The organism is Dyella sp. SYSU CM1112, from assembly GCF_058216415.1.
Window position 1 is genome coordinate 257,990 of record NZ_JBZEGI010000003.1, and the last position, 23,084, is coordinate 281,073.

The 23,084-nt window shown below is 57.4% G+C and carries 18 protein-coding genes; 7 read left to right on the forward strand and 11 right to left on the reverse strand.

Features of this window, described 5'->3' with window-relative positions:
* Positions 1-33: 33 nt before the first annotated feature.
* From AC4HNJ_RS06840 to AC4HNJ_RS06860, 5 genes are read right to left on the reverse strand one after another with little or no spacing between them, the layout of a single operon-like run.
* The gene (locus AC4HNJ_RS06840; RefSeq protein WP_490478798.1) at positions 34-1,197 is read right to left on the reverse strand and encodes an acyltransferase family protein; all 1,164 of its coding nucleotides are present in this window, start codon (positions 1,195-1,197) and stop codon (positions 34-36) included.
* Between the two features lie 7 nt (positions 1,198-1,204).
* A complete protein-coding gene (locus tag AC4HNJ_RS06845; protein ID WP_490478799.1) occupies positions 1,205-4,378 on the reverse strand; it encodes a glycosyltransferase in 3,174 nt (1,057 codons plus the stop codon).
* Entirely contained in the window at positions 4,375-5,790 is a 1,416-nt protein-coding gene (locus tag AC4HNJ_RS06850; protein WP_490478800.1) for an ABC transporter ATP-binding protein, read from the reverse strand. The genes AC4HNJ_RS06845 and AC4HNJ_RS06850 overlap by 4 nt, the downstream gene beginning before the upstream one ends.
* Positions 5,780-6,613 carry an ABC transporter permease gene (locus AC4HNJ_RS06855; protein WP_490478801.1) on the reverse strand — a complete coding sequence of 278 codons (834 nt, stop codon included), beginning with the start codon at positions 6,611-6,613 and terminating at the stop codon, positions 5,780-5,782. Before AC4HNJ_RS06855 ends, AC4HNJ_RS06850 begins: the two co-directional genes overlap by 11 nt.
* 39 nt (positions 6,614-6,652) lie before the next feature.
* Positions 6,653-7,822 carry a trans-sulfuration enzyme family protein gene (locus AC4HNJ_RS06860; RefSeq protein ID WP_490478802.1) on the reverse strand — a complete coding sequence of 390 codons (1,170 nt, stop codon included), beginning with the start codon at positions 7,820-7,822 and terminating at the stop codon, positions 6,653-6,655.
* Positions 7,823-8,150: 328 nt separating this feature from the next.
* Here AC4HNJ_RS06860 and rfbB point away from each other — a divergent pair, with 328 nt between their 5' ends.
* The 6 genes from rfbB to AC4HNJ_RS06890 all read left to right on the forward strand — a co-directional run bounded on the left by rfbB (position 8,151) and on the right by AC4HNJ_RS06890 (position 14,258).
* Positions 8,151-9,200 carry a dTDP-glucose 4,6-dehydratase gene (gene rfbB / locus AC4HNJ_RS06865; protein WP_490478803.1) on the forward strand — a complete coding sequence of 350 codons (1,050 nt, stop codon included), beginning with the start codon at positions 8,151-8,153 and terminating at the stop codon, positions 9,198-9,200.
* Entirely contained in the window at positions 9,197-10,084 is an 888-nt protein-coding gene (rfbA, locus tag AC4HNJ_RS06870; protein WP_490478804.1) for a glucose-1-phosphate thymidylyltransferase RfbA, read from the forward strand. Before rfbB ends, rfbA begins: the two co-directional genes overlap by 4 nt.
* Positions 10,081-10,638 carry a dTDP-4-dehydrorhamnose 3,5-epimerase gene (gene rfbC / locus AC4HNJ_RS06875; RefSeq protein ID WP_490478805.1) on the forward strand — a complete coding sequence of 186 codons (558 nt, stop codon included), beginning with the start codon at positions 10,081-10,083 and terminating at the stop codon, positions 10,636-10,638. Before rfbA ends, rfbC begins: the two co-directional genes overlap by 4 nt.
* On the forward strand, positions 10,635-11,570 hold the full coding sequence (gene rfbD, locus AC4HNJ_RS06880; protein WP_490478806.1) for a dTDP-4-dehydrorhamnose reductase: 936 nt from the start codon (positions 10,635-10,637) through the stop codon (positions 11,568-11,570). The genes rfbC and rfbD overlap by 4 nt, the downstream gene beginning before the upstream one ends.
* 3 nt (positions 11,571-11,573) lie before the next feature.
* Complete coding sequence (locus AC4HNJ_RS06885) at positions 11,574-12,986, forward strand: mannose-1-phosphate guanylyltransferase/mannose-6-phosphate isomerase (protein ID WP_490478807.1); 1,413 nt, start codon at positions 11,574-11,576, stop codon at positions 12,984-12,986.
* Between the two features lie 114 nt (positions 12,987-13,100).
* A complete protein-coding gene (locus tag AC4HNJ_RS06890) occupies positions 13,101-14,258 on the forward strand; it encodes an alkaline phosphatase family protein (RefSeq protein ID WP_490478808.1) in 1,158 nt (385 codons plus the stop codon).
* Between the two features lie 93 nt (positions 14,259-14,351).
* Here the strand turns inward: AC4HNJ_RS06890 and AC4HNJ_RS06895 are convergent, their stop codons facing one another.
* The 3 genes from AC4HNJ_RS06895 to AC4HNJ_RS06905 are packed head-to-tail and all read right to left on the reverse strand — an operon-like array spanning position 14,352 to position 20,142.
* Positions 14,352-15,818: an efflux transporter outer membrane subunit gene (locus AC4HNJ_RS06895; protein ID WP_490478809.1), complete on the reverse strand. Its 1,467-nt coding sequence runs from the start codon at positions 15,816-15,818 to the stop codon at positions 14,352-14,354.
* Positions 15,815-18,991, reverse strand: coding sequence for an efflux RND transporter permease subunit (locus AC4HNJ_RS06900; protein ID WP_490478810.1), 3,177 nt, complete (start codon positions 18,989-18,991; stop codon positions 15,815-15,817). The genes AC4HNJ_RS06895 and AC4HNJ_RS06900 overlap by 4 nt, the downstream gene beginning before the upstream one ends.
* Positions 18,988-20,142 (reverse strand): efflux RND transporter periplasmic adaptor subunit, encoded by a 1,155-nt coding sequence (locus tag AC4HNJ_RS06905; protein ID WP_490478811.1) that lies wholly within the window; start codon positions 20,140-20,142, stop codon positions 18,988-18,990. Before AC4HNJ_RS06905 ends, AC4HNJ_RS06900 begins: the two co-directional genes overlap by 4 nt.
* A gap of 121 nt (positions 20,143-20,263) precedes the next feature.
* Here AC4HNJ_RS06905 and AC4HNJ_RS06910 point away from each other — a divergent pair, with 121 nt between their 5' ends.
* Positions 20,264-20,908 carry a TetR/AcrR family transcriptional regulator gene (locus AC4HNJ_RS06910; RefSeq protein ID WP_490478812.1) on the forward strand — a complete coding sequence of 215 codons (645 nt, stop codon included), beginning with the start codon at positions 20,264-20,266 and terminating at the stop codon, positions 20,906-20,908.
* A 52-nt stretch (positions 20,909-20,960) separates the two neighbouring features.
* On the opposite strand, the gene AC4HNJ_RS06915 is transcribed toward AC4HNJ_RS06910, so the two are convergent.
* The 3 genes from AC4HNJ_RS06915 to cyoC all read right to left on the reverse strand — a co-directional run bounded on the left by AC4HNJ_RS06915 (position 20,961) and on the right by cyoC (position 23,034).
* Complete coding sequence (locus AC4HNJ_RS06915; protein ID WP_490478813.1) at positions 20,961-21,752, reverse strand: SURF1 family protein; 792 nt, start codon at positions 21,750-21,752, stop codon at positions 20,961-20,963.
* Between the two features lie 242 nt (positions 21,753-21,994).
* Complete coding sequence (cyoD, locus tag AC4HNJ_RS06920; protein WP_490478814.1) at positions 21,995-22,393, reverse strand: cytochrome o ubiquinol oxidase subunit IV; 399 nt, start codon at positions 22,391-22,393, stop codon at positions 21,995-21,997.
* The gene (cyoC, locus tag AC4HNJ_RS06925; RefSeq protein WP_490478815.1) at positions 22,390-23,034 is read right to left on the reverse strand and encodes a cytochrome o ubiquinol oxidase subunit III; all 645 of its coding nucleotides are present in this window, start codon (positions 23,032-23,034) and stop codon (positions 22,390-22,392) included. The genes cyoD and cyoC overlap by 4 nt, the downstream gene beginning before the upstream one ends.
* Between the last annotated feature and the right edge of the window lie 50 nt (positions 23,035-23,084).

Below are 23,084 nucleotides of genomic sequence, written 5' to 3' on the forward strand. Positions count from 1 at the left end.
TGCCCTTGATAAATATCCTTACTAATTAAATCTTCAATCCGAGGCCGATCGAGACACCTTTCCGATGCGAGGCCATCCAAAAATGCCATTTAGCCACTTGAGCAATTTTCTGGGGAGCGTCTTCAAGCCAAGGACTGGCTGCTCAACAAAGTGCCACGAGAGTGCAGCCATAACAAGCGCGAGCACAAATGCGTAACATGCATTATGCTTCGGCCCCATCTCAGGGAAATGGTGAGCAAGCACCTGTTGCATCGGATAGCCCCATAAATAAATACCATATGAGTAGTCACCAAACCGATTGAATCCGTACCAGGGCAGGCAATGCGCAAAAGCAAATGAAAATTGTACGATCGCCATACCAAAGGCGAACTGATAGAGCGCTGTATCGCGTAGAAGATATGCAACCAGCACAGCGGCGGCTGCGTAGGACCATCCCACAGGAATGTATTCTTGAAATAAATAACACAGCGCGCCAAAGCCAAACATGGCAGCCAGATGCAAATATATACTAGGGATCATTAGTGTATCTGCTTCAGGGCGTGCAACACCTAAGCCGAAAAGCGTCAAAATAATCAAAATGCATAACCAGCGGCGTGACAATATGCCGACTATTCCGACTAATGCCACCCATAGATACATCCGGAACTCTGCCGGTAGAGTCCAGATTGCGCCATTAATAACGGCGTCTTGCGGATTACCAGAAAATACCCCAGGCAGCTTCCATATCATGGTGGTTTGCAGTCGGAGATTTTGTATAACGTAGTTCAATACACCGGGTTTCTGAAAATACTCAGACAACGGCAAAGTAGTGTAAATAGCACCCAACACAAAGGCCGATATAACGAGGCAGCAAAAATAAGCGGGATAAATTCGTAACAGACGCGCCCAGAGAAAATCAACTAAATGCCGGCGCCGTAGATAACTGCCCGTTATCATAAATCCGCTAACAACGAAAAAGATGTACACTGCCAGTGTACCTGAGTATGTTCCCCAACCAAGGCGAATAAATAGATCCGGCGACGCGCCTTTGACGTTCGCTACGGCGAGCCCGTGGCCGTAAATCACCATGCTGGCTGCAATAAAGCGCAGCAGCAGGAAATTATCCTGTCTTCGTGCCAGACCATCGGCAAGTGTCTTGACTGGCAAAGATTCACCTGCCTGCACAGCTTCGCCTCCTGTATTACCAGTTACGCGCATGATCGTTTCACCTTTCCCCGCGATACCCGTGAGGCTCCCAAACACCCCACTTGGCCTCATAGATTGCTCTATTTTTTTCGAACAGCGCCTGCCGCTTTTCTTGTTTTAATTTATTGAACGATGCTGACAGATTATGGTGAACGAACACATCGTCAGCACAAGCTATGTTCCAGCCCGCCTGCTCTACACGTCGGCAATAATCATCATCCTCGAAGAAACCGGTGCCAAAGGATTCGTCCAGCGACCCCACCTTTTCATATACATACCGAGGTAGCATGACGCAAAAGAACGCGGCCGTTCGCAACGGAGTCAACATCCCAACGTGGTGAGCCGTGTATTCGAAGGCTGCTTGCAGCATTTCATCCATATCGTTATAGGCGATATCAATGCGGGCCTCATTTCCTATGTTATTGGTGACCGGGCCAATCAAACCGAGTGTCTTCGAGCGCCGCAAATGGCCCATAAGCGTTGCTATCCAACCGGGCGTAACGTAAGTATCGTTATTAAGAAGCACCAGATAGTCACCAGACGCAACCTCAAGCCCTTGATTGTTGGCAGCTGCAAATCCACGATTATCAGTATTGAGAATAACGCGGCGATTGTTATCGGCCGCCACCCAAGTCTTTAGATACGCCGGAGTATCATCAGCCGAAGCGTTATCGACCACGATCATTTCGAGATTTGAATACGCACTATGCGACTCTAGGCTGTGCAGGCAGGCTTTCGTAAGTTCAAGATTGTTGTAGGTCACCACAATCACGCTAACGCGTGGCTCCGGTAACGCAGCAATACCCTCGACCAAATCATGCACACGATGCACCCAAGTCTGCTCAGCGGCAAACTGGCGGCGCTTTGCCATAAGGCCAGTATCTGGCTCAATTGCAAGTGCGTCTCCCACAGCTTCGACAAATGAAGGGTGGTCTATAGCGGTGCGTACGAGATCTCCAAATTGCCGAATTTCCGGTAATAGGATCGACACCACTTCTTTGCCAGCACTCAAATACTCATAAACTTTGACGGGGTTAGTGGCAAGGGTCAACGGTATCACCTGGAATGGCAGCAAACATACATCGAACCCGTACAAATAGAATGGCAGCTTCGAATAAGGTACTTCACCGGTAAACTGGATATTAGGCAGATGCCGCAAGCGCTGTTGCGCACCCGCCGTATCGGCCCCCACCATAAGCACTAAGCAATCATTAAAACGCTGCGCTATCTTTTCGAGCAAATCCAGATCAAACCATTCAGCAATGGCACCGTAATAGCCAATAACCCTACGCCCCTTGTGATCCTTGAAAGTTTCTTCTGGCGGATGAGCAAAGTGTTCGTACTGACAAGCATTGCGGACTATGAGCCGATTAGAGTTTTGCTTAGCGGTCTCTCCGTAAAGCCAATCCGACGTTACGACTAACAAATCAGCCGTGCGCATCAAGTCTGTTTCCCGCGCCAAGACCTCCGGGCTATTGTCGGCAAAGCCACCATGATGATCCATGCAGTCATAGACAATGCGCTGATTGGGCAAAATACGCGCCGTTTCCAGCCAGTAGGGATGTTGTATAAGAGATATGTTGGACGAACCACACGCCCAAGCAAGCATTTTCCCCACGCCAATCCGGAGTTGTTCCTGAGCATCTGGCGTCGGTATCGCATGGTAAATCGCTGGACTACCCTTAAGATGAAGTTGCACCCTGAACAATCTGCCATCGTTGTCGAGCGGCTCCACTACAAAACCAGGTTCTGCATGGTCAACGAAAAGGTTCGAGATATAGAACACGCGATGACCGCTTGCAGCCAGTTCCCGCGAAAGGTGTTGAGGGCGCTGAATGCGGAAATGCCAATCTATCACTGACCAGACAAAAAAATCAGGTCGATTAGGCATCTGTGATGCAGGACGGATATTCGAAATATCCCTGGCGTCAGGCAGTAACGAGGAAGTAGCCATATTAGCTGCATCTTTGCGCTGAAGTAGGTGCTGCAGTTTTGCACGGTCTCCATTACTAACACCTCGATGACGAAGCATGCGAGCGATCACGCGCAGTGGCCGCGTCAAACGCCAAGAACGACTTGCCTTGATCATCTGAAGCTCATTACTTGCTTCTTCAAGCAGATGGATCCGTGCTCTGAATTTCACAATTTCGCCGCGTGCAGCAATCAGCCGCTCATTTTGTCCGTTCAAATTGTCTCGTGTTTCGGCCAGTTCCAACTGAAGACGTTCCTGCGCGGCTTTGGCCACCATAATTTCAGCTGCCTGCCTTAGCTCTACTTGCTCTAACTGAGCCATCTTGACGCTCAGTTGATCACGCAGTGATTTCGGATGCAGATCTGCAATTAGTGGACGCACAAATTCGAAGTGAACCATCATTGCATTTAGGCGACCCTCAAACTCCGACCACGTCTTCTGACCCCACGCCACCTCACGACTGGTCTCGTAAATGTCGAACAAAGGATGCGACCACGTGCCAGGCAACAAATCCTTCACCCGATCTCGTCGTTGATGTCGCAAATCCCCCCGCAAGTGGGCATCAACTTCTATTGCGCAAGCCGCGGATGAAACGGGCCAATCAATCTCAAGATCGGCAGCCATCCGCGACATGCAAAAGCGCCAGTCACTCAACAGGTCGTTATAATCGACCACACAGCGCGACAACCCATGCGACTCCTTAACCGGCTCCACAAGATGACGTAGCCATATCAGCGAAGCTGAAGCAGCCGACAGACCATTCCGGTGGATTAACGAGCCAACAACTTCAGCCGGATCGCGCATCGCAAAAATCAGCTTCGGCTGAATATTCAAGCGCGCGAGCGCAACCGACCATAGCGGGAAGAGACGGCATAATCTTGGATCCTTGACGGCCCAGATCGGAGTTTCGCCAAATTCGCTGGCAATCAGCGTCATCAGCTCATCAAGAAAGACTGCCGTCTGCGGCTCATGAAGCCAATCTTCGCGAAGTTCTCGCGGATCATCCCAGCTTGAATTGAGCGCACTTAGTAGGCGCTCATGAAATCGCACAAAGTGCTGATTTTCCCAGAAGCCCGCTTCATTATCGAAGGCAGCCTCAGGTAAATCCGATCCTAACGGCACGCCATGCAAGTTCAGAACGCGTGTCAGCGCCGAGGTCCCACTACGGTGCATGCCCAGTACAAGCAAAGCCTGTCTACGATTGCGCTGCTCTTGGCTCATGCCTCTACCTTGCTAGCATCCATTAGATAAATATCGGGTATCACGCAGAAATCGATCAACCCAGTTGCCAGTCGCTCAGGCTGGGGCATGACACGGAACATCGCTGCATCGATCAGTCGATCGATGTAAGTCTCTTCTTCACCGAGACGCGCCAACACACCTGCATTAGTGAAGTAGGTTCCTGCATCGAGCAGGCAGCGAAAGCGAAAGCGCACTTCGACACTTTTACCTGCCTCCACCAACGCGATCGAGTCTTCCGGCAAGCTGCTGGCACCACCACCCAACTCAAGCCCTGTCAAAGTCTTGATCAGCATTCCACAACGGATTCCCGCTGCGGCTTCCTGAAAGTCCACACGATAGACGTAGACATATTCATCGCCGGCATGAAGTACATTCACCTTGCGCCCGTCGGGTGTCTCGATGTGGGGCTGGTTGATGTGCGCCCCCCGAGTGTCATAACGGACAGTGCTCCTGGGCACCAACCCTTCATCGAACCATCCACGTGATCCCTTTGATTCCGCTGTTGAGGGAAGCTCGCTTGCCGAAGCAACCACCCGTGCATCCTGCCGATCTATATCCGACAGACCGAGCGAGATGTCACTCTGTGACGCTTCATCCTCTTCGCGCTCCGAACGGATCATTTCACGTATCGCCGCAGCGCGATCCTGTGGTACGTAAAGCATCTTGTGATAACGAGATACCACGAACTTGGGTGACCCCTGCGTCAAGAGTTCACCATGGTCCAACAGAATGGCGCGATCGCACAATTGGGTGACGATGCCCGCCGAATGAGAAACAAAGAGCACGGTCGCCCCGTCGTCACGAATACGGTTGATTCGTGCGAAGCATTTGCGCTGAAACGCCTCATCACCCACTGACAGCGCCTCGTCAACCACGAGGATATCTGGTGTTACATGGATCGCCACAGCAAACGCCAGACGGACATACATGCCGCTGGAGTAACATTTGACGGGCTGATCCATAAACTCGCCAATTTCCGCGAATGCAGCGATTTCATCGAAGCGCGCATCAACTTCTTGCCGGCTGAGTCCGAGCACGGTGCCATAGAGAACGACGTTTTCGCGCCCAGTGAACTCCGGATTGAATCCAGCACCAAGTTCAAGCAATGCAGCGATACGACCACTGATCTGAATCTCACCCGTCGTGGGTGTCAGCGTGCCGCAGATGATTTGCAGAAGAGTCGACTTACCAGACCCATTTCGCCCAACGATGCCAAGTGTTTCACCCTTGCGTACGTGAAGGGTTATATCTCGCAGTGCATGAAACTCCTGATACCAACGATGCTTCGCCGAGCGCGGAGACATCATCTGGTACAGCCGATGTATTGGTTTGCTGTAAACCGGAAATGCCTTACCTACCCGCTCGACACGGATCGCTAGATCAGATGACATCGGCAAACCCCCGTCGTGTCAAACGGAATGCCGCATAACCCAAGTACAGTACAGCCAATGCCAACAGGGCATAGATCCCCAACCCGATCCAGTCAGGAAGCTTGCCCCATAAAGCAACGTTACGTGCCTGGTCGATGATGAAGGATAGTGGATTGATCATTAGCAACCAGCGATACCGCACCGGCAAGGCATCAATCGGAAACATGGCCGTGGAGAGAAACAGCATTGCAGTGGTCAGTACACCGGTAACTTGGCTTATGTCGCGCAGGTAGACACCCAGTGCCGCCAGCAGCCATGACACCCCCAACGTCAGTATGACCAGCGGCAGCAGCACCAATGGAAGCAACACAATCGTCCATGCCACGCTGTGGTCCAGCACAATATGCAGGACCAGAAACACCAGGAAATTCATGAAGGTATGAAACAGCGCTGATGCAACCATCGGCCACGGTAAAATTTCGAGCGGAAAGATTACTCGTTTGACGAAATTGGCATTTCCGGTAATCAAATGGGGAGATCGATTGAGGCACTCCGCAAAGAATCCGTGCACGATCAGCCCAACAAACAGAATGATCGAATAATGCACATGCCCCTGCGCAGCCTGCGGCCACCTTGACTTCATTACAAAGCCAAAGGCAAACGAATACACCATCAGCATCAGAAATGGACTAATCAGCGACCAGAGCAAGCCGAAACTAGCACCACGATATCGTCCTAGCACGTCACGTTTGGCCAACTCTATTGACAGCGACCGATAGACTCCGAGCGCGCCAAACGGCCCCGGAGCTGACGAAGTGCTGGCGCGGGCAGCGGGAAACTCCAAATTACTATCTCCGTTAGTTACTCAGCGGCGAATTCGCCTTCACCGATCCAGCGCGATGGCCAGTTCGTTGCGCAGATCGGCGAGATCCTCAACGCCGACGGACAATCTGATCAGCCCATCGCTGATACCCAGCCTTTTGCGGTTGGCGGCCGGCACGGAAGCATGGGTCATGATGGCAGGATGCTCAATCAGGCTTTCTACACCCCCCAGCGATTCGGCAAGCGCGAAGAGTTCACATCGCTCAAGCACACGCCGCGCCTTTTTCAGTCCACCTTTCACTTCGATTGAAATGATGCCACCGAAGCCGTTCATCTGCCGCTTCGCCAGCGCATGCTGGGGGTGACTCTTGAGACCAGGATAGATAACTCGTTCGACCGCAGCATGTTTCGCCAGCCATCCAGCCAACTCCAGCGCGCTCGCACAGTGCGCTCGCATACGCAGATGCAGTGTTTTCAGCCCGCGCATCGCAAGAAAGGCATCGAAAGGCCCGGCAATGGCCCCGACGGAATTTTGCAGGAACGCCATCTGCTCGGCCATGCCCTTGTTGCCAGCCACGACAACTCCGCCGACCATATCCGAATGACCATTGAGATACTTTGTAGCCGAATGCAGCACCAAGTCTGCTCCGTATTCCAGTGGGCGCTGGAGCATGGGTGAACAGAAAGTGTTATCCACAACGAGGATCAAGCCGTGTTTCTTGGCAAAGCGGGCCACCTTGGCGAGGTCCACCAACTTGAGCATGGGATTGGTGGGCGTTTCAGCCCAGATCATGCGTGTGTTCGGCTTGAGAGCCGCTTTAAGCGCATCACCGTCATTGAGGTTGATAAAACTGAAGTCTAGCCCTGCCGACCGGCGCCGCACGCGCTCGAAAAGGCGGTAGCTGCCACCATAGAGATCGTCCATCGCAATCACATGACTGCCTGAATCGAGCAGGTCCAGCACGGTAGCCGCGGCGGCAAGACCTGAGCCGAACGCGAAGCCGGCTACGCCACCCTCCAGATCCGCTACACAGCGTTCATAGGCCATGCGCGTAGGATTTTGCGTCCGGGAATATTCATAGCCCTTGTGCACCCCGGGGCTCTGCTGCACATACGTCGAGGTCGCATAGATCGGCGTCATGATCGCGCCGGTACTGGGATCCGGCTGCTGACCAGCGTGAATGGCGCGAGTGCCCAGGCCCAACGGATCGCTCTTGATTGATTTCTTCATGTTTTCCCTGGCCCTATGGTCTGAAACGTTTGCGCCATAAACCCACCATATTACCTGTTACGCCTGAATAGCTGAAATTAAAGCGTTAATGAGAGAGCTTGCCCCAGATACGCTCCCAAACGAGTCAGTCGTTGCGATCATCCCTTGCAGCCATTTGAACTGGGGGAATGTTTGACCACTTGGCTCACTGGATCCTGCTAGCTTTCTTTAAAGGGCTGCGGTTCGGCGCCAAGCGGCAATCCGAACTCAACGCTAGGGCATGAACACTTCTTAACAGCCCACCCTACCCATCCCTATGACAAAATACCGGGCCACTTTGGAGAGCCCGATGAAAACACTGCTCGTGACCGGCGGAGCCGGCTTTATTGGCGGCAACTTCGTACTTAAAGCCGTGGCCGATGGCCTGCGCGTGGTTAATCTCGATGTGCTTACCTACGCCGGTAACCTCGACACTCTCGAGCCTTTGGCGCACAACGATCGGCATGTTTTCGTGGAAGGTGATATCGGCGACCGCACCCTGGTCGGGCGCCTGCTCGCTGAATACCGCCCTAGCGCCGTGGTGAATTTCGCCGCTGAATCGCACGTCGACCGCTCCATCGACGGCCCGGCTGCCTTCGTCCACACCAATGTGGTAGGTACGCTGGGGTTGCTCGAATCCACCCGCGACTACTGGCGCGGGCTAGACGGAGAGGCCAAGGAGGGGTTCCGCTTCCTGCACGTCTCCACCGACGAGGTCTATGGCTCGCTGGGCGAGGACGGCAAATTCACCGAAACCACCCCCTACGCCCCCAACTCTCCCTATTCAGCCTCCAAGGCCGCCTCGGATCACCTGGTGCGGGCCTTCCATCACACCTACGGCCTGCCCACCCTCACCACCAACTGTTCGAACAACTACGGGCCGTACCAGTTTCCTGAGAAGCTCATCCCCCTGACGATCCAGAAGGCGCTGAAGGGAGAGCCGCTGCCGGTCTACGGGGACGGCCTGAATATCCGCGACTGGCTGTTCGTAGGCGATCACTGCTCGGCCATCCGGCGAGTGCTGGAAGCGGGCCGGGTGGGCGAAACCTATAACGTGGGCGGCAACGCGGAGCGCACCAATATCACGGTGGTGAAAACCATCTGCGCCCTGCTCGATGCCAGAAAGCCCCTTGCCGATGGCCGCAAGCGCGAATCGCTCATCACTTACGTGAAAGATCGCCCCGGTCACGACCGCCGCTATGCCATCGACTCCAGCAAGCTGCAGCGCGAACTGGGCTGGCAGCCTTCGCAAAGTTTTGAAAGCGGCATCGAAGAAACCGTCGACTGGTATCTGACGAACCAACCTTGGGTGCAACGCGTGCTCGACGGCAGCTACCGCATGGAGCGTCTGGGCGCATGAGTACACGCAAGGGCATCATCCTGGCCGGCGGATCCGGCACCCGGCTTTATCCCATTACGCAGGCGGTGAGCAAACAGCTGCTGCCGGTTTACGACAAGCCGATGATCTTCTATCCGCTTGCCACGCTCATGCTGGCAGGCATACGGGACATCCTGGTGATCAATACGCCGCATGAGCAGGCGCTTTTCCAGCGCTTGCTGGGCGATGGTTCGCAATGGGGTGTTTCCATTCAATACGCGGTGCAGCCTTCGCCTGACGGGCTGGCTCAGGCATTTCTCATCGGCCGCGACTTCGTCGGCAACGATCCAAGCTGCCTGGTTCTTGGCGACAACATCTTTTACGGCGTAGGCCTCACGGAACGCCTCAAGCGCGCAGGCACTCGTCAACAAGGCGCCACGGTATTCGGCTATTGGGTACGCGATCCTGAGCGATATGGGGTTGCCGAGTTTGATACTCAGGGACACGTCATCGGGCTGGAAGAGAAACCCGCCAAGCCCAAGTCCCATTACGCCGTCACGGGTCTCTACTTCTACGACTCGCGCGTCTGTGACTACGCTGCCGAACTGAAGCCATCGCCGCGCGGCGAGCTGGAAATCACCGACCTCAACCGCCGGTATCTGGAAGACAACTCGCTCCACCTGGAACAGTTGGGCCGCGGCTACGCCTGGCTCGACACCGGCACGCATGAATCGCTGATGGAAGCGGGCAATTACATCGAGACCATCGAGAACCGGCAGGGCCTGAAGGTATGTTGCCCGGAGGAAGTGGCCTACGGAAACGGCTGGATCGATGCGGAACAAGTCAGGCGTCTTGCCGCTCCGCTCCTGAAAACCGGCTACGGCCAATATCTCCTGCATCTCATCGAACAAGGCAACCTTCAATGAAGGTCATCCAGACCTCGCTACCTGGCGCTGTCGTCATCGAGCCGCAGGTCTTCGGTGACGCGCGCGGCTTCTTCTATGAAAGCTACAACCAGGCGAAATACGCCGCGGCAGGCATTACTGCCGCATTCGTACAAAGCAATGTATCGCGCTCCAGCAAAGGCGTGCTCAGAGGGCTTCACTACCAGTGGCCCCATCCGCAAGGCAAGCTGGTCAGCGTGCTGGAGGGCGAGGTCTACGACGTCGCCGTGGACATCCGCCGCGGCTCGCCCACGTTCGGTCAATGGGCCGGCGTGATGCTTACCGCCGATAACCATCGTCACTTCTGGGTTCCCGAGGGTTTCGCACACGGTTTTTGCGTGTTGTCCGAGCACGCCACCTTTACCTATCAATGCACGGCGCTCTATGACGCGAAGGCTGACGCAGGCATCCGCTGGAACGATGCCGCGCTTGGAATCGATTGGCCGGTGAGCGCGCCTCAGCTTTCCGAAAAAGACAACAAAACGCCGCTGCTTGCGGATGTCCCTGCTGACCGATTGCCCGTTTTTGCCGAATGAACATTCTGCTACTGGGTGCGAACGGCCAACTTGGCCGCAGTTTTATCGAAGACGGCGGTCTTTCTTCCCTCGGAAAACTTGTCGCCGCAAGCCGGGACGGTAAACGCTTCGACGACGGTGCCGCTGAAATCGCCGATCTCTCGGCACCCGCGACCCTGCCCGCCCTGTTGGATCGGGTGCGTCCCGACATCATCGTCAACACCGCGGCCTATACCGCTGTGGATCGCGCCGAGCAGGAAGAAGCGCTCGCGACCACGATCAACGGCGAAGCGGTGGGTGTGATCGGCCGCTGGGCTGCCGCTGCGGGATCCTTGGTGGCGCACTATTCCACCGATTACGTTTTTGACGGCAACGCCACGTCACCTTATGCCGTTGACGCCGCCACAGCACCGCTCGGTGCCTATGGCCGCAGCAAACTGGCGGGCGAGCAGGCCCTGCAAGCCAGTGGTGCCGCCCATCTCCTGTTGCGCACCGCATGGGTATACGCACCCCATGGCCACAACTTCCTGCGCACCATGTTGCGCCTGGGCGCCGAACGGGAGGAACTGCGCGTCGTCGCGGATCAGCATGGGGCTCCGACCAGCACCGATCTCATCGTCCAGGGCACACTAGCTGGCTTGCGCGCATGGCATCAGGCCGATACGACGTTGCGCCGGAAGATGCAGGGCACGCACCATCTGGTCGCCAGCGGCCATACCAGTTGGCATGGCTTTGCGAGTGCCATTTTTGAGAAGGCCCACGCCGCCGGTCTGCTGAAGCGCATCCCACGAGTGATGCCGATCGGCACCGCCGACTATCCCACGCCGGCCCAGCGCCCCGCCTGGTCCGTACTCGACAACAGCGGCTTCCCAGCCTGCTTCGGCTATGCTTTGGCCGATTGGCGGGAGGGCCTGGACGATGTCATCACTACCCTTTCCAAGCAGGCTCATTGAACCATGCTGATTCCTTTGGTCCTCAGCGGCGGCAGCGGTACGCGCCTTTGGCCGGTGTCGCGCAGGAACATGCCCAAGCAGTTCCTCTCTCTTAGCGGCGATGGCACCTTGTTCCAGCAAACGGTGCTGCGCACGCAAAAACTGCCGGACGTCGCCGCGCCGATCATTGTCGCCAGCGAAGATCACCGCTTCCTGGCCGCCGATCAGCTGCTCGAAGTCGGCGTCGACGGGGCGACCATCGTGCTTGAGCCAGTCGCTCGCAACACAGCGCCGGCCATCGCCCTGGGGGCACTCAAGGCACTCGAACGCGATCCGCAAGCCTTGCTGCTGGTGCTGCCCGCAGATCACTTGATCGGGGACGAACAGAGTTTCACCGCCGCTGTGCAGCAAGCGTTGCCAGCAGCCCGCGACGGCTGGCTGGTCACCTTCGGCATCCGGCCGGATCGTCCCGAGACGGGCTTCGGCTATATCCGCCGCGCCGAGTCCATGGGCGGCAATGCTTTTCGCGTCGAGCGCTTCGTGGAAAAGCCGGACCAGGCCACTGCCCAGAGCTATGTCGCCGACGGAAGCTATGACTGGAACTCAGGCATGTTCCTGTTCAAGGCGGCACGCTATCTGGAAGAACTGGGCCAGCACGCTCCCGCCATGCTTGCAGCGGTGCGCGAGGCTTACGCCACCGGACACAGCGATCTCGATTTTGTGCGCGTGGATGCCGAGGCTTTTGCCAAGGTGCCGGATGATTCCATTGACTATGCCGTCATGGAAAAAACCTCGCGTGCCGCGGTGATTCCGGTCAGCTGTGGATGGAGCGATATCGGCTCATGGTCGGCCCTATGGCTTGCCGGCGAACGCGATGAGCAAGGTAACCTCTGTGAAGGCGATACCCTCGCCATCAACACACGCAATTCCTTGCTGCGTTCGCACGACCGCCACATGATCGCGACGGTTGGCCTGGACGACGTGATCGTCGTCAGCACGCCGGATGCCACCTTGGTGGCGCATCGCGATGCCGCGCAGGACGTCAAGAAAGTCGTCGATCATCTGAAAGCCTCCGGCCGTACCGAGCACTCCTTTCATCGCGTGGTGCATCGCCCATGGGGCAGTTACGACTCGCTGGAAGCCGGCGGCCGTTTCCAGGTGAAGCGCATCGTGGTCAAACCCGGCGCCAGCCTGAGCCTGCAAAAGCACCACCATCGCGCTGAACACTGGATCGTGGTGTCCGGCACGGCGGAAGTCACCTGCGATGACAAGGTGTTTTTGCTGGCAGAAAACCAAAGCACCTATATCCCGCTCGGCAGCGTGCATCGCCTGCGCAATCCCGGCAAGGTGCCGCTTGAATTGATCGAGGTGCAATCCGGCAGCTATCTCGGTGAAGACGACATCGTGCGCTTCGACGATGTTTACGGGCGCGCCTGACTCGGCAGCTCCAGGCAGATCGACATCCACGTGACTTGATCCTGTCGCGCAAGGCAGTTGCAATACCTGCTGCTCGCTGCGCGTCGCAGCGAGCACGGCTCAAGGAAACCGCGGATGTCTTACCTTACTCACTGCTTAAGTGCACGCCGCATGCTGGCGTGCCTTCGTCTAGGTCTGATCGCGCTGGTCGGCATGTTGTCCCTTTCAGGTGCGTGCCTGGCTTCAGCGACCCACGCCATGCCACCGGTACGGCACGTCTTCATCATCATGCTGGAGAACGAGTCCTACCAGGTGACGTTCGGACCGCAATCGATTGCCCCCTATCTCGCGCACGAGTTGCCCAAGCAAGGGGCCATGCTTCCCCATTATTACGGCGTGGGTCACTACAGCCTGGACAACTACATCGCCATGATCAGCGGGCAGGCTCCCAATCCTGCCACGCAGGGCGATTGCGCCACTTACACCGAATTCGTCGCTACCGCCAAGAAGCCGGATGCCTACGGACAGCTGCCCGGCACCGGCTGCGTCTACCCCAAGAGCGTCAGCACTCTCGCCAACCAGCTCACCCACGCAGGCTTCAGCTGGAAGGCTTACATGGAAGACATGGGGGCGGACCCTTCACGCGAATCGGCCACCTGCGGGCATGTCGCCATTGGCGCGCCGGATATCACTGAGCACGCCACACCCAAAGATCAATACGCGGCCAAGCACAATCCGTTCGTCTACTTTCATTCGATCATCGATGATGCGAAGTATTGTGGCAGCCACGTCGTCAATCTCGATCACCTGACGTCCGATCTCTCGCATATCAAAACCACGCCGAACTTCAGCTACATCACGCCCAATCTCTGCCACGATGGGCACGATGCACCTTGCAAGAATGGCGAACCGGGCGGCCTGATTTCGGCCGATGCCTTCCTGCGCACCTGGGTGCCACGCATCGTCAACTCGCCTGCTTTCAAGAAAGACGGCTTGCTTGTCATCACTTTCGATGAAGGCACCGACGGCAGCGCCTGCTGCCATGAGAAAGGCCTGCCTGGCGGTCCGCAACCGGGTGGAAAAATCGGTCCCGGCGGCGGCCAGATCGGTGCTGTGCTGCTCTCGCCTTTCATTGCCCCGGGCACCACCTCAAACGTGGATTACAACCATTACAGCCTGCTGCGCAGCCTGGAGGATATCTTCGGACTGCCGTATCTCGGCTATGCCAAGGATGACCAGCTGCACACCTTCGGTCGCGACGTGTTTACCGCTCACCCTGCTTCATCGAAGTAACACACGGCCGAGCCCTGCATAAACCTCAAGCGCCTCCCTCTGTCTACAGAGGGAGGTCGCGCAGTACGGCTTAGCCAGATCCGTCGGTGCCGCTCATTTTTCGGCAAGTGTCACAGGCTGAGGTACGCCCATCGCCTGAAATAGCGCCGCCGTATCGGCCAATCGCGCCGTCCTCGCCTGGATCGCCGCCAATGTGGCGCTCTGCCAATGCTGTTCACTGAGAACCATCGAGGGATACGAAACCGCGCCCAGGCGGTAGCGTGCATCCGCATCGGTGAACGATTGCTCCGCGGCATCGGCTCCCCACTGCGCGGCCTGCAAGGTCAGGGCATCCTGATTCAAGGCCGTCAAGGCGTCGGCCACGTTCTGGAACGCATCGAGCACGGTCTGCTGATAATGCGCGATGGCTGCGTCATAACTCGCCATAGCCGCCTTGCGCTGCGCGATAAGCGCACCACCATGGAAGATCGGCTGGGTAAGCGAAAGACCTGCGCTCCAGACCGCGCCGGTGGCGGTAAACAAGTTCGATGGTTTGAATGCGGCGCTACCCAGCGATGCGGACAAGGCGATGTGCGGAAAGAGATTCGCCGTCGCCACACCCACCTGCGCCGAGGCAGCATGCACGGCCGCTTCGGCAGCGAGCACATCCGGACGCTGCTGCAATAGCTCGGAGGGAACACTCACCGGTACGTCATGAGGAAGGTGCAACTGATCCAGGGCGAGATTGCGCGGAGCCTGATCCGGCGTACGGCCCATCAGCACGGCCAAGGCATGCCGGGCACGTTGAGCTTGAGCCCGCAAGGATGGCAAGGACGTGTCGATGCTTGCCGCTTCCTGTCGCATGCTCAGTACATCATCCTTCGATGATGCGCCGAGCTGATAAGCATGTTCGGTCAAGTCGACCTGCTTATGGGCGAGGCTGGAAAGTCGCTCACTGGCGCGCACCTGCTCTTCCAGTGATGCCGCATTGATCGCTGTGATCACGATATTGGCCGCCAAGGCACGCTTTGCCGCGTCGAACTCATACGATTGCTGATCGACTTGCGCTGCGACCTGGGCGATACCCTGCCGTGTGGCGCCAAACAGATCGAAGTTGTAGCTCAGTGCGAGCTGCCCGGCATACACATCGTAGAGATTGGTAGGTGGCCCGAAATCCGGAAAGCCCAAGGCTTTTTGACGGCTGGCTTGCGTTTGCGCATCCACCGTTGGCAACAGATTGGCACCCATTTGTGCACGCAGCAGCTGATGTGCGGCTTCTAGCGTATGCCGGGTCGCGGTCAATGACGGATTATTGCGCAACCCTTCTTCCACCCACGCGTTGAGCGTGGCATTGCCATAGGCATGCCACCACTCCGGCACCGCGCGCGCACCCAAGCTGAAGTGCTGGGCTATGCCGTCTACTTTGGCGCTATCTGCAGGCATCGATGCTGCCGTATAGCGGACGGGCGAAGGTGAAGCCGGCGGCGTGGCCGGTGGTGCAAAAGCGCAGCCCGCCAAAATCAGCACACCGGCCAACCTTACGATGCGTGCGGACGATCTCATGCTGGTTGCGGGCCTCATGGCGCAGCCTCCTGATGTATCGCTGGTTCATCGGCGCGTACGCGAAACCAGGTCGCGTACAGTGCAGGCAAATAGAACAACGTCAACACGGTTGCCACGGTAATGCCACCCATCAAAGCCGTTGCCATCGGCCCGAAAAAATTGCTGCGCAAGAGCGGAATCAAGGCCAGCACAGCAGCAGCTGCCGTCAATGTGATGGGGCGGAAACGTCGCACCGTCGCGCCGACGATGGCTTCCCAGCGCGAATGACCGGCATGGATATCCTGCTCGATCTGATCCACCAAAATGACCGAATTGCGCATGATGATGCCGAACATCGCAATCGTGCCAAGCATCGCTACAAAGCCGAACGGCTGATGGAACAACAGCAGCGCAAGGATCACACCGATCAATCCAAGCGGCGCAGTCAACACGACCATGAAAGTACGTCCGACGCTCTGTAACTGGATCATCAGCAAGGTAAGCACGGCGACGACCATCAACGGCATCTGCGCGTTGATCGAACCCTGCGCTTTCTCGTTCTGCTCGACCGAACCCCCAACTTCGACGCGATACCCAACGGGCAAATGACTTCGGATATCGGCCAACTTCCGGTCGACCGCATTCGTAACGTCGAGACCTTGTGCGCCGCCACGGGTATCGGCTTCCACGGTAATCGTGGGCTGGCGGTCGCGCTCCCAGATGACACCGTATTCGAGCCCGTAGCTGACATGGCCGAGTTGCGTCAGCGGAATCGCGGTACCGCTCGGCGTCGGGATGGCCAATTGCTCGATCTGCCCCGGATCGATGCGATCACCCTTCGCACCACGCAGGTCTACCGCAATCAGCTTGTCGCGCTCGCGCAACTGCGTCACCGTTGTGCCGGAAAGATTCATCGCGAGAAAGTTGGCGATGTCTTGCGAACTGATGCCCAGCTGCCGTGCCTTGAATTGATCGACCTCAAAGCGAACGGAGCGCTCGGCCGGCTCGTCCCAGTCAAACTGCACATTCGTGGTGCCGGGATCGGCGCGCATCACTGTCGCTACTTGCTCGGCGATACCGCGCACGGTGGCAATGTCATCGCCTTCCACCCGGAACTGCACCGGAAAACCGACCGGTGGACCATTCTCCAGACGGCTGACGCGCGTACGCACCGCGCTGAAATCACGCCTCAATTCACCTTCGAGGAAGCCTGCCAGCTGCTCACGCTGTTTTACGTCCTTGGCCGTAATCACGAATTGCGCGAAGTTGGGCTGGGCGAGCTGCTGATCCAAAGGCAGATAGAAGCGCGGTGCGCCGCTACCGACAAAGCTGACGTAATGGGCGATTTCCTTGCGCCCCTGCAGCACCGCTTCCAGCCGCTTGGTCTCACGCAATGTCGCCGCATACGAAGCCCCTTCCGGCAAGCGCAGATCGACTAACAGTTCGGGACGATCCGAACTGGGAAAAAATTGCTTGGGCACCAGGGCAAAACCCGCCAGCGCCACGACGAATAACGCCACCGTGGAAATCAGGACCAGCCAGCGATACCGCAGACAGACATCCAGCCAGCGGCGAAAGCGGCGATAGAACGCCGTGTCGTAAATTTCGAATTCGTCGCCGTTATGCACCGGCTCCACGGCTTTGGCGGCCCTGGCCTCGCGCCAGCTTCGCGGCAGCAGCCGTGCCCACCACTCCTGCCCGGGTTTGGCACGTTCATGGTGTTCCGGCAGCATGTGATAACCGAGCAATGGAATCACGATCACCGCAGCCAGCCAGGACACCAGCAGAGCGATCGCCGACACTTCAAAAATCGAGCGCGTATATTCGCCCGTGCCCGATTTGGCCAGGGCAATCGGCAGGAATCCTGAGACGGTGACCAGTGTGCCCGTGAGCATGGGAAACGCCGTGCTGGTGTAGGCAAAAGCCGCAGCACGCACGCGCCCCCAGCCTTGTTCCAATTTCACCGACATCATCTCGACTGCAATGATGGCGTCATCGACCAAGAGTCCCAGCGCCAACACCAAGGTGCCTAGCGACACCTTGTGCAGGCCAATGTCGAACAGGTTCATGCACAGCGCCGTCGCAGCCAGCACAAAGGGAATGGAAATCACCACCACCATGCCAGTGCGAAAACCAAGGCTCAGCAAGCTAACTAGCAGCACAATGGTCACGGCTTCCGCAACGGATTCGAGAAAGTCGTCGACAGAAAGCGATACCGCACGCGGCATGCTGGTGACTTCCGACAATTTCAAACCTGCAGGCAGACGCTTCTGCAGCAAAGCGGTCTCTTGATCCAGCGCCTTGCCGAGATGGATGACATCGCCACCGGGCTGCATGGTCACGCCGATGCCCAGCACCTGCTTGCCCATGAAGCGCATCGTTTCGCTGGGCGGGTCGTCATAGCCACGCCGGATGGTGGCGATATCACCGAGGCGAAAGCTCTTGCCGTTGATGTGCAGCAGCGTATTGGCTAATGCATCCATATCGTGATATTGACCACTCGGCCTGACGAAGACGCGATCGTCCGGTGTCGTCAGTACGCCGGTCGACGCCACTGCATTCTGTTGGCTGATCGCCTGCCCGATCTGTTGCGGGCTGATACCCAGTTTGGCCAATTTCGCGTTCGCGATGTCGATGTAGATATGCTGGTTCTGATCGCCGAAGTAATCGACCTTGGCCACACCCGGTACATGCAGCAGTTCGACACGCAACTGGTCGGCATAGTCGTGCAATTGCGCGGGCGTATAGCCATCGCCCTCCAAGGCATAGATATTGGTATAGACGTCACCGAACTCGTCGTTGAAGAAGGGACCTTGCACACCTTGCGGCAGCTGCGCGGCAATATCGCCCACCTTCTTGCGTACCTGATACCAGGTTCCAGGGACGACCGACGCAGGTGCCGAATCCTTGATATTGAAAAAGATCAGCGACTCGCCCGGACGCGAATAGCTGCGCAAGAAATCGATGAACGGTGTCTCCTGCAATTTGCGCGAGATGCGGTCCGTGACTTCCTCCTGCACCTGCTTGGCCGTGGCGCCAGGCCAGAAAGTCTGGATCACCATGACCTTGAAGGTGAACGGCGGATCTTCCGATTGTGAGAGATTTTTGTACGCCAGCACGCCGAACAACGCGATCAGTCCCATCAGAAAGAACACCAGCGACTGATGACGCAACGTCCACGCGGAAAGATTGAAACGCTCTTGCTGGCTCATTGCGGCGCATCCTCCGGGTGCGGCGGATCGATGGGCGTCACCTTTTCGCCCACTGACACCGTGTGCACACCTTGCACGACGATGCGCTCGCCAGGTTTGAGGCCTGCGGTGATCAGCACATCGCGTTCGCCGTAACGTGCAACAGCTACTGGACGAAGTTCCAACACAGCATCGGATGGGCGCACGACCCACACGGCGGGATGCTCACCCTGATGGTACAAGGCCGTCGCGGGGATCGTGACGGCAGAGCCAGCGAGCTTTCGCCCTTGCAAGGCCACGTCCACCGTCATGCCGAGTTGCAATGCCCGATCGGGATGGTCGATCGAAAGCTTGACGAGATATGTGCGCGATTGCGGATCGACGGCTGGCGCGATTTCACGTACATGGGCCGGGAAACGGTGACCCGGCAACGCAGACGCAACCACCGTGGCGGCCTGCCCAAGCGAGATGCCGTCAATGCGGCTTTCCGGCACGTCGATATACACCTCGCGCTCGCCCGACCATGCAAAACCGAACACGGTCTGCCCGGTGGCAAGCACTTGCCCTACTTCCGCCTGCCGGCTGGTGATCACGCCATCGTGATCGGCCACTAACGTGGTGTAGCGCAACTGGTCCTGAGCAAGTTCGTATTGCTGCTTTGCCTGATCGCGACTGGCAAGCGCGGAGGCGTAAGCATCCTGGGTCTGCTGCAGTTGGAGCTGACTGATAAGGTTCTGGGCGAACTGCGCTTGATCGCGGTCGCGCTGTTGCGTGGCGAAGACAAGACGATGCTCGGCGGCGTCGAGCGCGGCCTTCGCCGCGGCTACCTGCTTGTTTGCATCAGCAGGATCAAGCTGGGCCAAAGGCTCCCCTTGCCTGACCGCCTGTCCCAGATCGACATAGCGCGCAATCAGCTTTCCGCCTACCCGAAACGACAGCGGCATCTCGTAGCGCGCGTGCACATCACCAGGGAAACGATTCGCGGTCGCTGTATCGGCAGCCTTCGCGGGATAGGCGATAACCGGAACTGGGGCCACCACATCCGGGGATGTGTTGCCGCAACCGCCCAGCAAAACCAGCGACGTGACGAGAGCCCCTTGTAGCCAGGGGTAGTGTAGCCGGGGGTAGTGCCGCGCAAACCCGCGCGACCAGGGAAGAAGGAGAACACTCACGGACGACTCCCAGGAGATTGGAGGGGTATCGCAAATACAGCGCTGGACTCTAATTCATATTAGAATTCAAATACAACTATGTATTTAAATACATATGCCAGACGTCGTGCTACGATGCCGTATGCCGCGCAAACGATTGACCCGGGAAGAAAGCCGCGAACAGACCCGCCTGCGCCTGCTGGACGCAGCGGCAACGGTTCTTGCCAAGAAAGGGCTGGCCGCGACCAGCGTGGAAGACATCGCCGGCCATGCCGGCTATACGCGCGGTGCGTTCTATTCGAACTTCAAGAGCAAGACGGATCTTTTCATCGAACTGCTCAAGCAAGATCACTCGAATGTCCAACAGGACCTTCAGCAACTGCTGGATGCCGATTTATCCCGCGACGACCTGCAACAGCAACTGGCGAAGTTCTACGGCCAGTGCTACCGCGATCACACCAGCTACGTGCTGTGGGCCGAGGCACGACTACACTCAGTCCGCGATGCGAAGTTCCGGCAGCGTCTGAACACGCTGTGCCTGGAAAAACGCGACATGATTGCCTACTTCATCATGCAGTTCTGCCAGCGCATGGACATGCCGCTACCTGCGCCCGCCACTGACCTCGCGCTCGCCATGATGGCGCTGATCGACGGCATGCTCTACTTCAACATGAGCATGCCCGGTGAACTGACGGATGCCGCCATGGGCTCCACGTTGAGCCTGATTTTCACAGCTACCTTCTTCGGTGCCCGGGCCGGCGACATGCGGGCGAATCCATCGGCGTGATGCAACGTTCTCTCCATCGCCCCCTTTTTGCGGGAGCGCGATGGCTGAAAGATCACGTTCGCGGCCTACGGGCACGACGCAAACGATATTCGTCGTATCCCACATACACACTCGCAATCAGCACCATCAGAGCAAGCAGATACCACGTAATCAGGTAGCTAAGATGGTTATTGGGGAAGTTGATGACGGTCTTGCCACCTTCCGGCCACCTCGCCTTACCGTTCGCTGATGCAGCGGCATCGGCATCTACGAAGTAGGGCGCCACGTCCCTGAGGCTAAGGCCCCGTGCGATGGCCATGGCGGACACATCCCGCGTATACCAGATGTTATGGATGGGATCGTTGCGACGCAGAAAAGCAGAAGGTTCCGATATGCGCAGCAAGCCGGTCACCACCGTCTCCCCCGTCGGACCCGGCACACAACGTCCATGGCGGCCACACCAATCAGCCGGCGCATAACCACGGTTAATCAGCACGATGGAGCCGTCAGCCATACGTAACGGCGTCATCACCCAATAACCACTGCCTTCATCGGTAGCGGCCCACACCAATGTTTGCTTGCCATTGAGGAAAACACCGCTAAGGCGAACATGGAGATATTCGTCCTTCTCCGCGTTCACGCCAGACCATTGCGCCCGTCCTGGTGGTGCGATGGGCGGCGCGTGCACGCGCTGGTCCACCCGCGCGATGAGTGCGCGCTTCCACGCCAGCCGGTGGACCTGCCAGTTGCCCAATGACACAAAGCCCACGAACAAGCCGATGGCAAACAGAGCAAGCAGGGTCAATCCCAGCGGACCGCGTGGGGCGCGGGGCGCGTCATAGAGAGAGGTTTCTTGGGAGGCCATGGGAACATGATCGCATCTCGCGGCCCCATGTTCACTGCTGTGACGTTACGCCCCAACCTCCGGAAAGGAAAACAGCTCGCGAACGCACGCCCTCTGCTCGCAAGTGTGCCCAAACTCATCGCAGGGAAAACGAAGTACCCACACTTAGATGACGACGAAGCAAGCTTTATCAGAGATCCATGCCTGCAGATGGAGGTCCAGCGTCCATCGGCACCACCAGCCTCCAGGAAAAAACTTCGATGTCACGGCAAATTCTGTACGTTCCGCATCATCGACGGCATCATGTTCTGATTGAGGTGATACATGATCCAGATCGATCCGCTCAGCGTGATCACCACCAGGATCACGGTGAAGACCAGGGCAAGCATGTTCCATCCGCCCTCGGACTTCGCGTTGAGGTGCAGAAAGTAAACCATGTGCACCACGATCTGGATGGCGGCCAGCAGCAGGATAAACGCATCGGCCGGGCCGGACTTCGAAAACGCCCCGGACATCACCAGCCAGAACGGAATGATGGTAAGAATCGCAGCCGCCAGGAACCCGGTGAGGTAGCCCTTCAGGGTGACGTGAACATCGCCTACGCCATCGTCGCCGTGCTCGTGATGGCCATTGTCATGACTTTCCAGGGTGTGTTCGCTCACCGCAGCACTCCCATCAGATAGACAAAACTGAAAACCCCCACCCACACCACGTCGAGAAAGTGCCAGAACATCGACAGGCACATCAGCCGCCGCTTGTTAGCGGGAATCAAACCTTTCTTGCCGACCTGGACTAGCAACACGATCATCCAGATCAAGCCGCAGGTTACGTGCAGGCCATGCGTACCCACCAGCGCGAAGAACGACGTCAGGAAGGCACTGCGCTGCGGGCCAGCGCCGATCGAGACGAGATGGGTGAATTCCGTCAGTTCCAAGGCGATGAAGCCCGCACCCAACAGCCACGTGACAATCAGCCACGCCATCATCGGACCCTTACGATTCTGCTGCATCTCCAGCACACTGAAACCGTAGGTAATCGACGACAGCAACAACAGGGTGGTATTGATCGCCACGATGGGCAGCTCCAATACCTGTGCGGCCGAAGGACCTCCCGCGTATTCACGGCCGAGCACGCCGTAAGCCGCAAACAAACACGCAAAGATGAGGCAATCGCTCATCAGATATAGCCAGAAACCGAGCAGCGTGGCGTTTTCCGGATGATGCCCTTCCGCCACATGGAAGCGCAGAGCCTCTGCCGCCCCGCTGCCGCCGCTCACTGTCATGGTCATGTCAGAGGTGCTCATACATCAAGCACTCCATAGGGGGAGCTCTTTGCGCAACGGCTCAAGCATTC

Excerpts from the sequence above, each read along its gene's own strand:
- AC4HNJ_RS06850 (WP_490478800.1), bottom strand. The coding sequence starts at position 5,790 with ATGTCATCTGATCTAGCGATCCGTGTCGAGCGGGTAGGTAAGGCATTT.
- AC4HNJ_RS06890 (WP_490478808.1), top strand. The coding sequence starts at position 13,101 with ATGTCTTACCTTACTCACTGCTTAAGTGCACGCCGCATGCTGGCGTGC.
- cyoC (WP_490478815.1), bottom strand. The coding sequence starts at position 23,034 with ATGAGCACCTCTGACATGACCATGACAGTGAGCGGCGGCAGCGGGGCG.
- rfbC (WP_490478805.1), top strand. The coding sequence starts at position 10,081 with ATGAAGGTCATCCAGACCTCGCTACCTGGCGCTGTCGTCATCGAGCCG.
- AC4HNJ_RS06895 (WP_490478809.1), bottom strand. The coding sequence starts at position 15,818 with ATGAGGCCCGCAACCAGCATGAGATCGTCCGCACGCATCGTAAGGTTG.
- AC4HNJ_RS06845 (WP_490478799.1), bottom strand. The coding sequence starts at position 4,378 with ATGAGCCAAGAGCAGCGCAATCGTAGACAGGCTTTGCTTGTACTGGGC.
- AC4HNJ_RS06915 (WP_490478813.1), bottom strand. The coding sequence starts at position 21,752 with ATGGCCTCCCAAGAAACCTCTCTCTATGACGCGCCCCGCGCCCCACGC.
- rfbA (WP_490478804.1), top strand. The coding sequence starts at position 9,197 with ATGAGTACACGCAAGGGCATCATCCTGGCCGGCGGATCCGGCACCCGG.
- rfbD (WP_490478806.1), top strand. The coding sequence starts at position 10,635 with ATGAACATTCTGCTACTGGGTGCGAACGGCCAACTTGGCCGCAGTTTT.
- AC4HNJ_RS06840 (WP_490478798.1), bottom strand. The coding sequence starts at position 1,197 with ATGCGCGTAACTGGTAATACAGGAGGCGAAGCTGTGCAGGCAGGTGAA.
- AC4HNJ_RS06885 (WP_490478807.1), top strand. The coding sequence starts at position 11,574 with ATGCTGATTCCTTTGGTCCTCAGCGGCGGCAGCGGTACGCGCCTTTGG.
- AC4HNJ_RS06860 (WP_490478802.1), bottom strand. The coding sequence starts at position 7,822 with ATGAAGAAATCAATCAAGAGCGATCCGTTGGGCCTGGGCACTCGCGCC.
- AC4HNJ_RS06910 (WP_490478812.1), top strand. The coding sequence starts at position 20,264 with ATGCCGCGCAAACGATTGACCCGGGAAGAAAGCCGCGAACAGACCCGC.
- AC4HNJ_RS06900 (WP_490478810.1), bottom strand. The coding sequence starts at position 18,991 with ATGAGCCAGCAAGAGCGTTTCAATCTTTCCGCGTGGACGTTGCGTCAT.
- rfbB (WP_490478803.1), top strand. The coding sequence starts at position 8,151 with ATGAAAACACTGCTCGTGACCGGCGGAGCCGGCTTTATTGGCGGCAAC.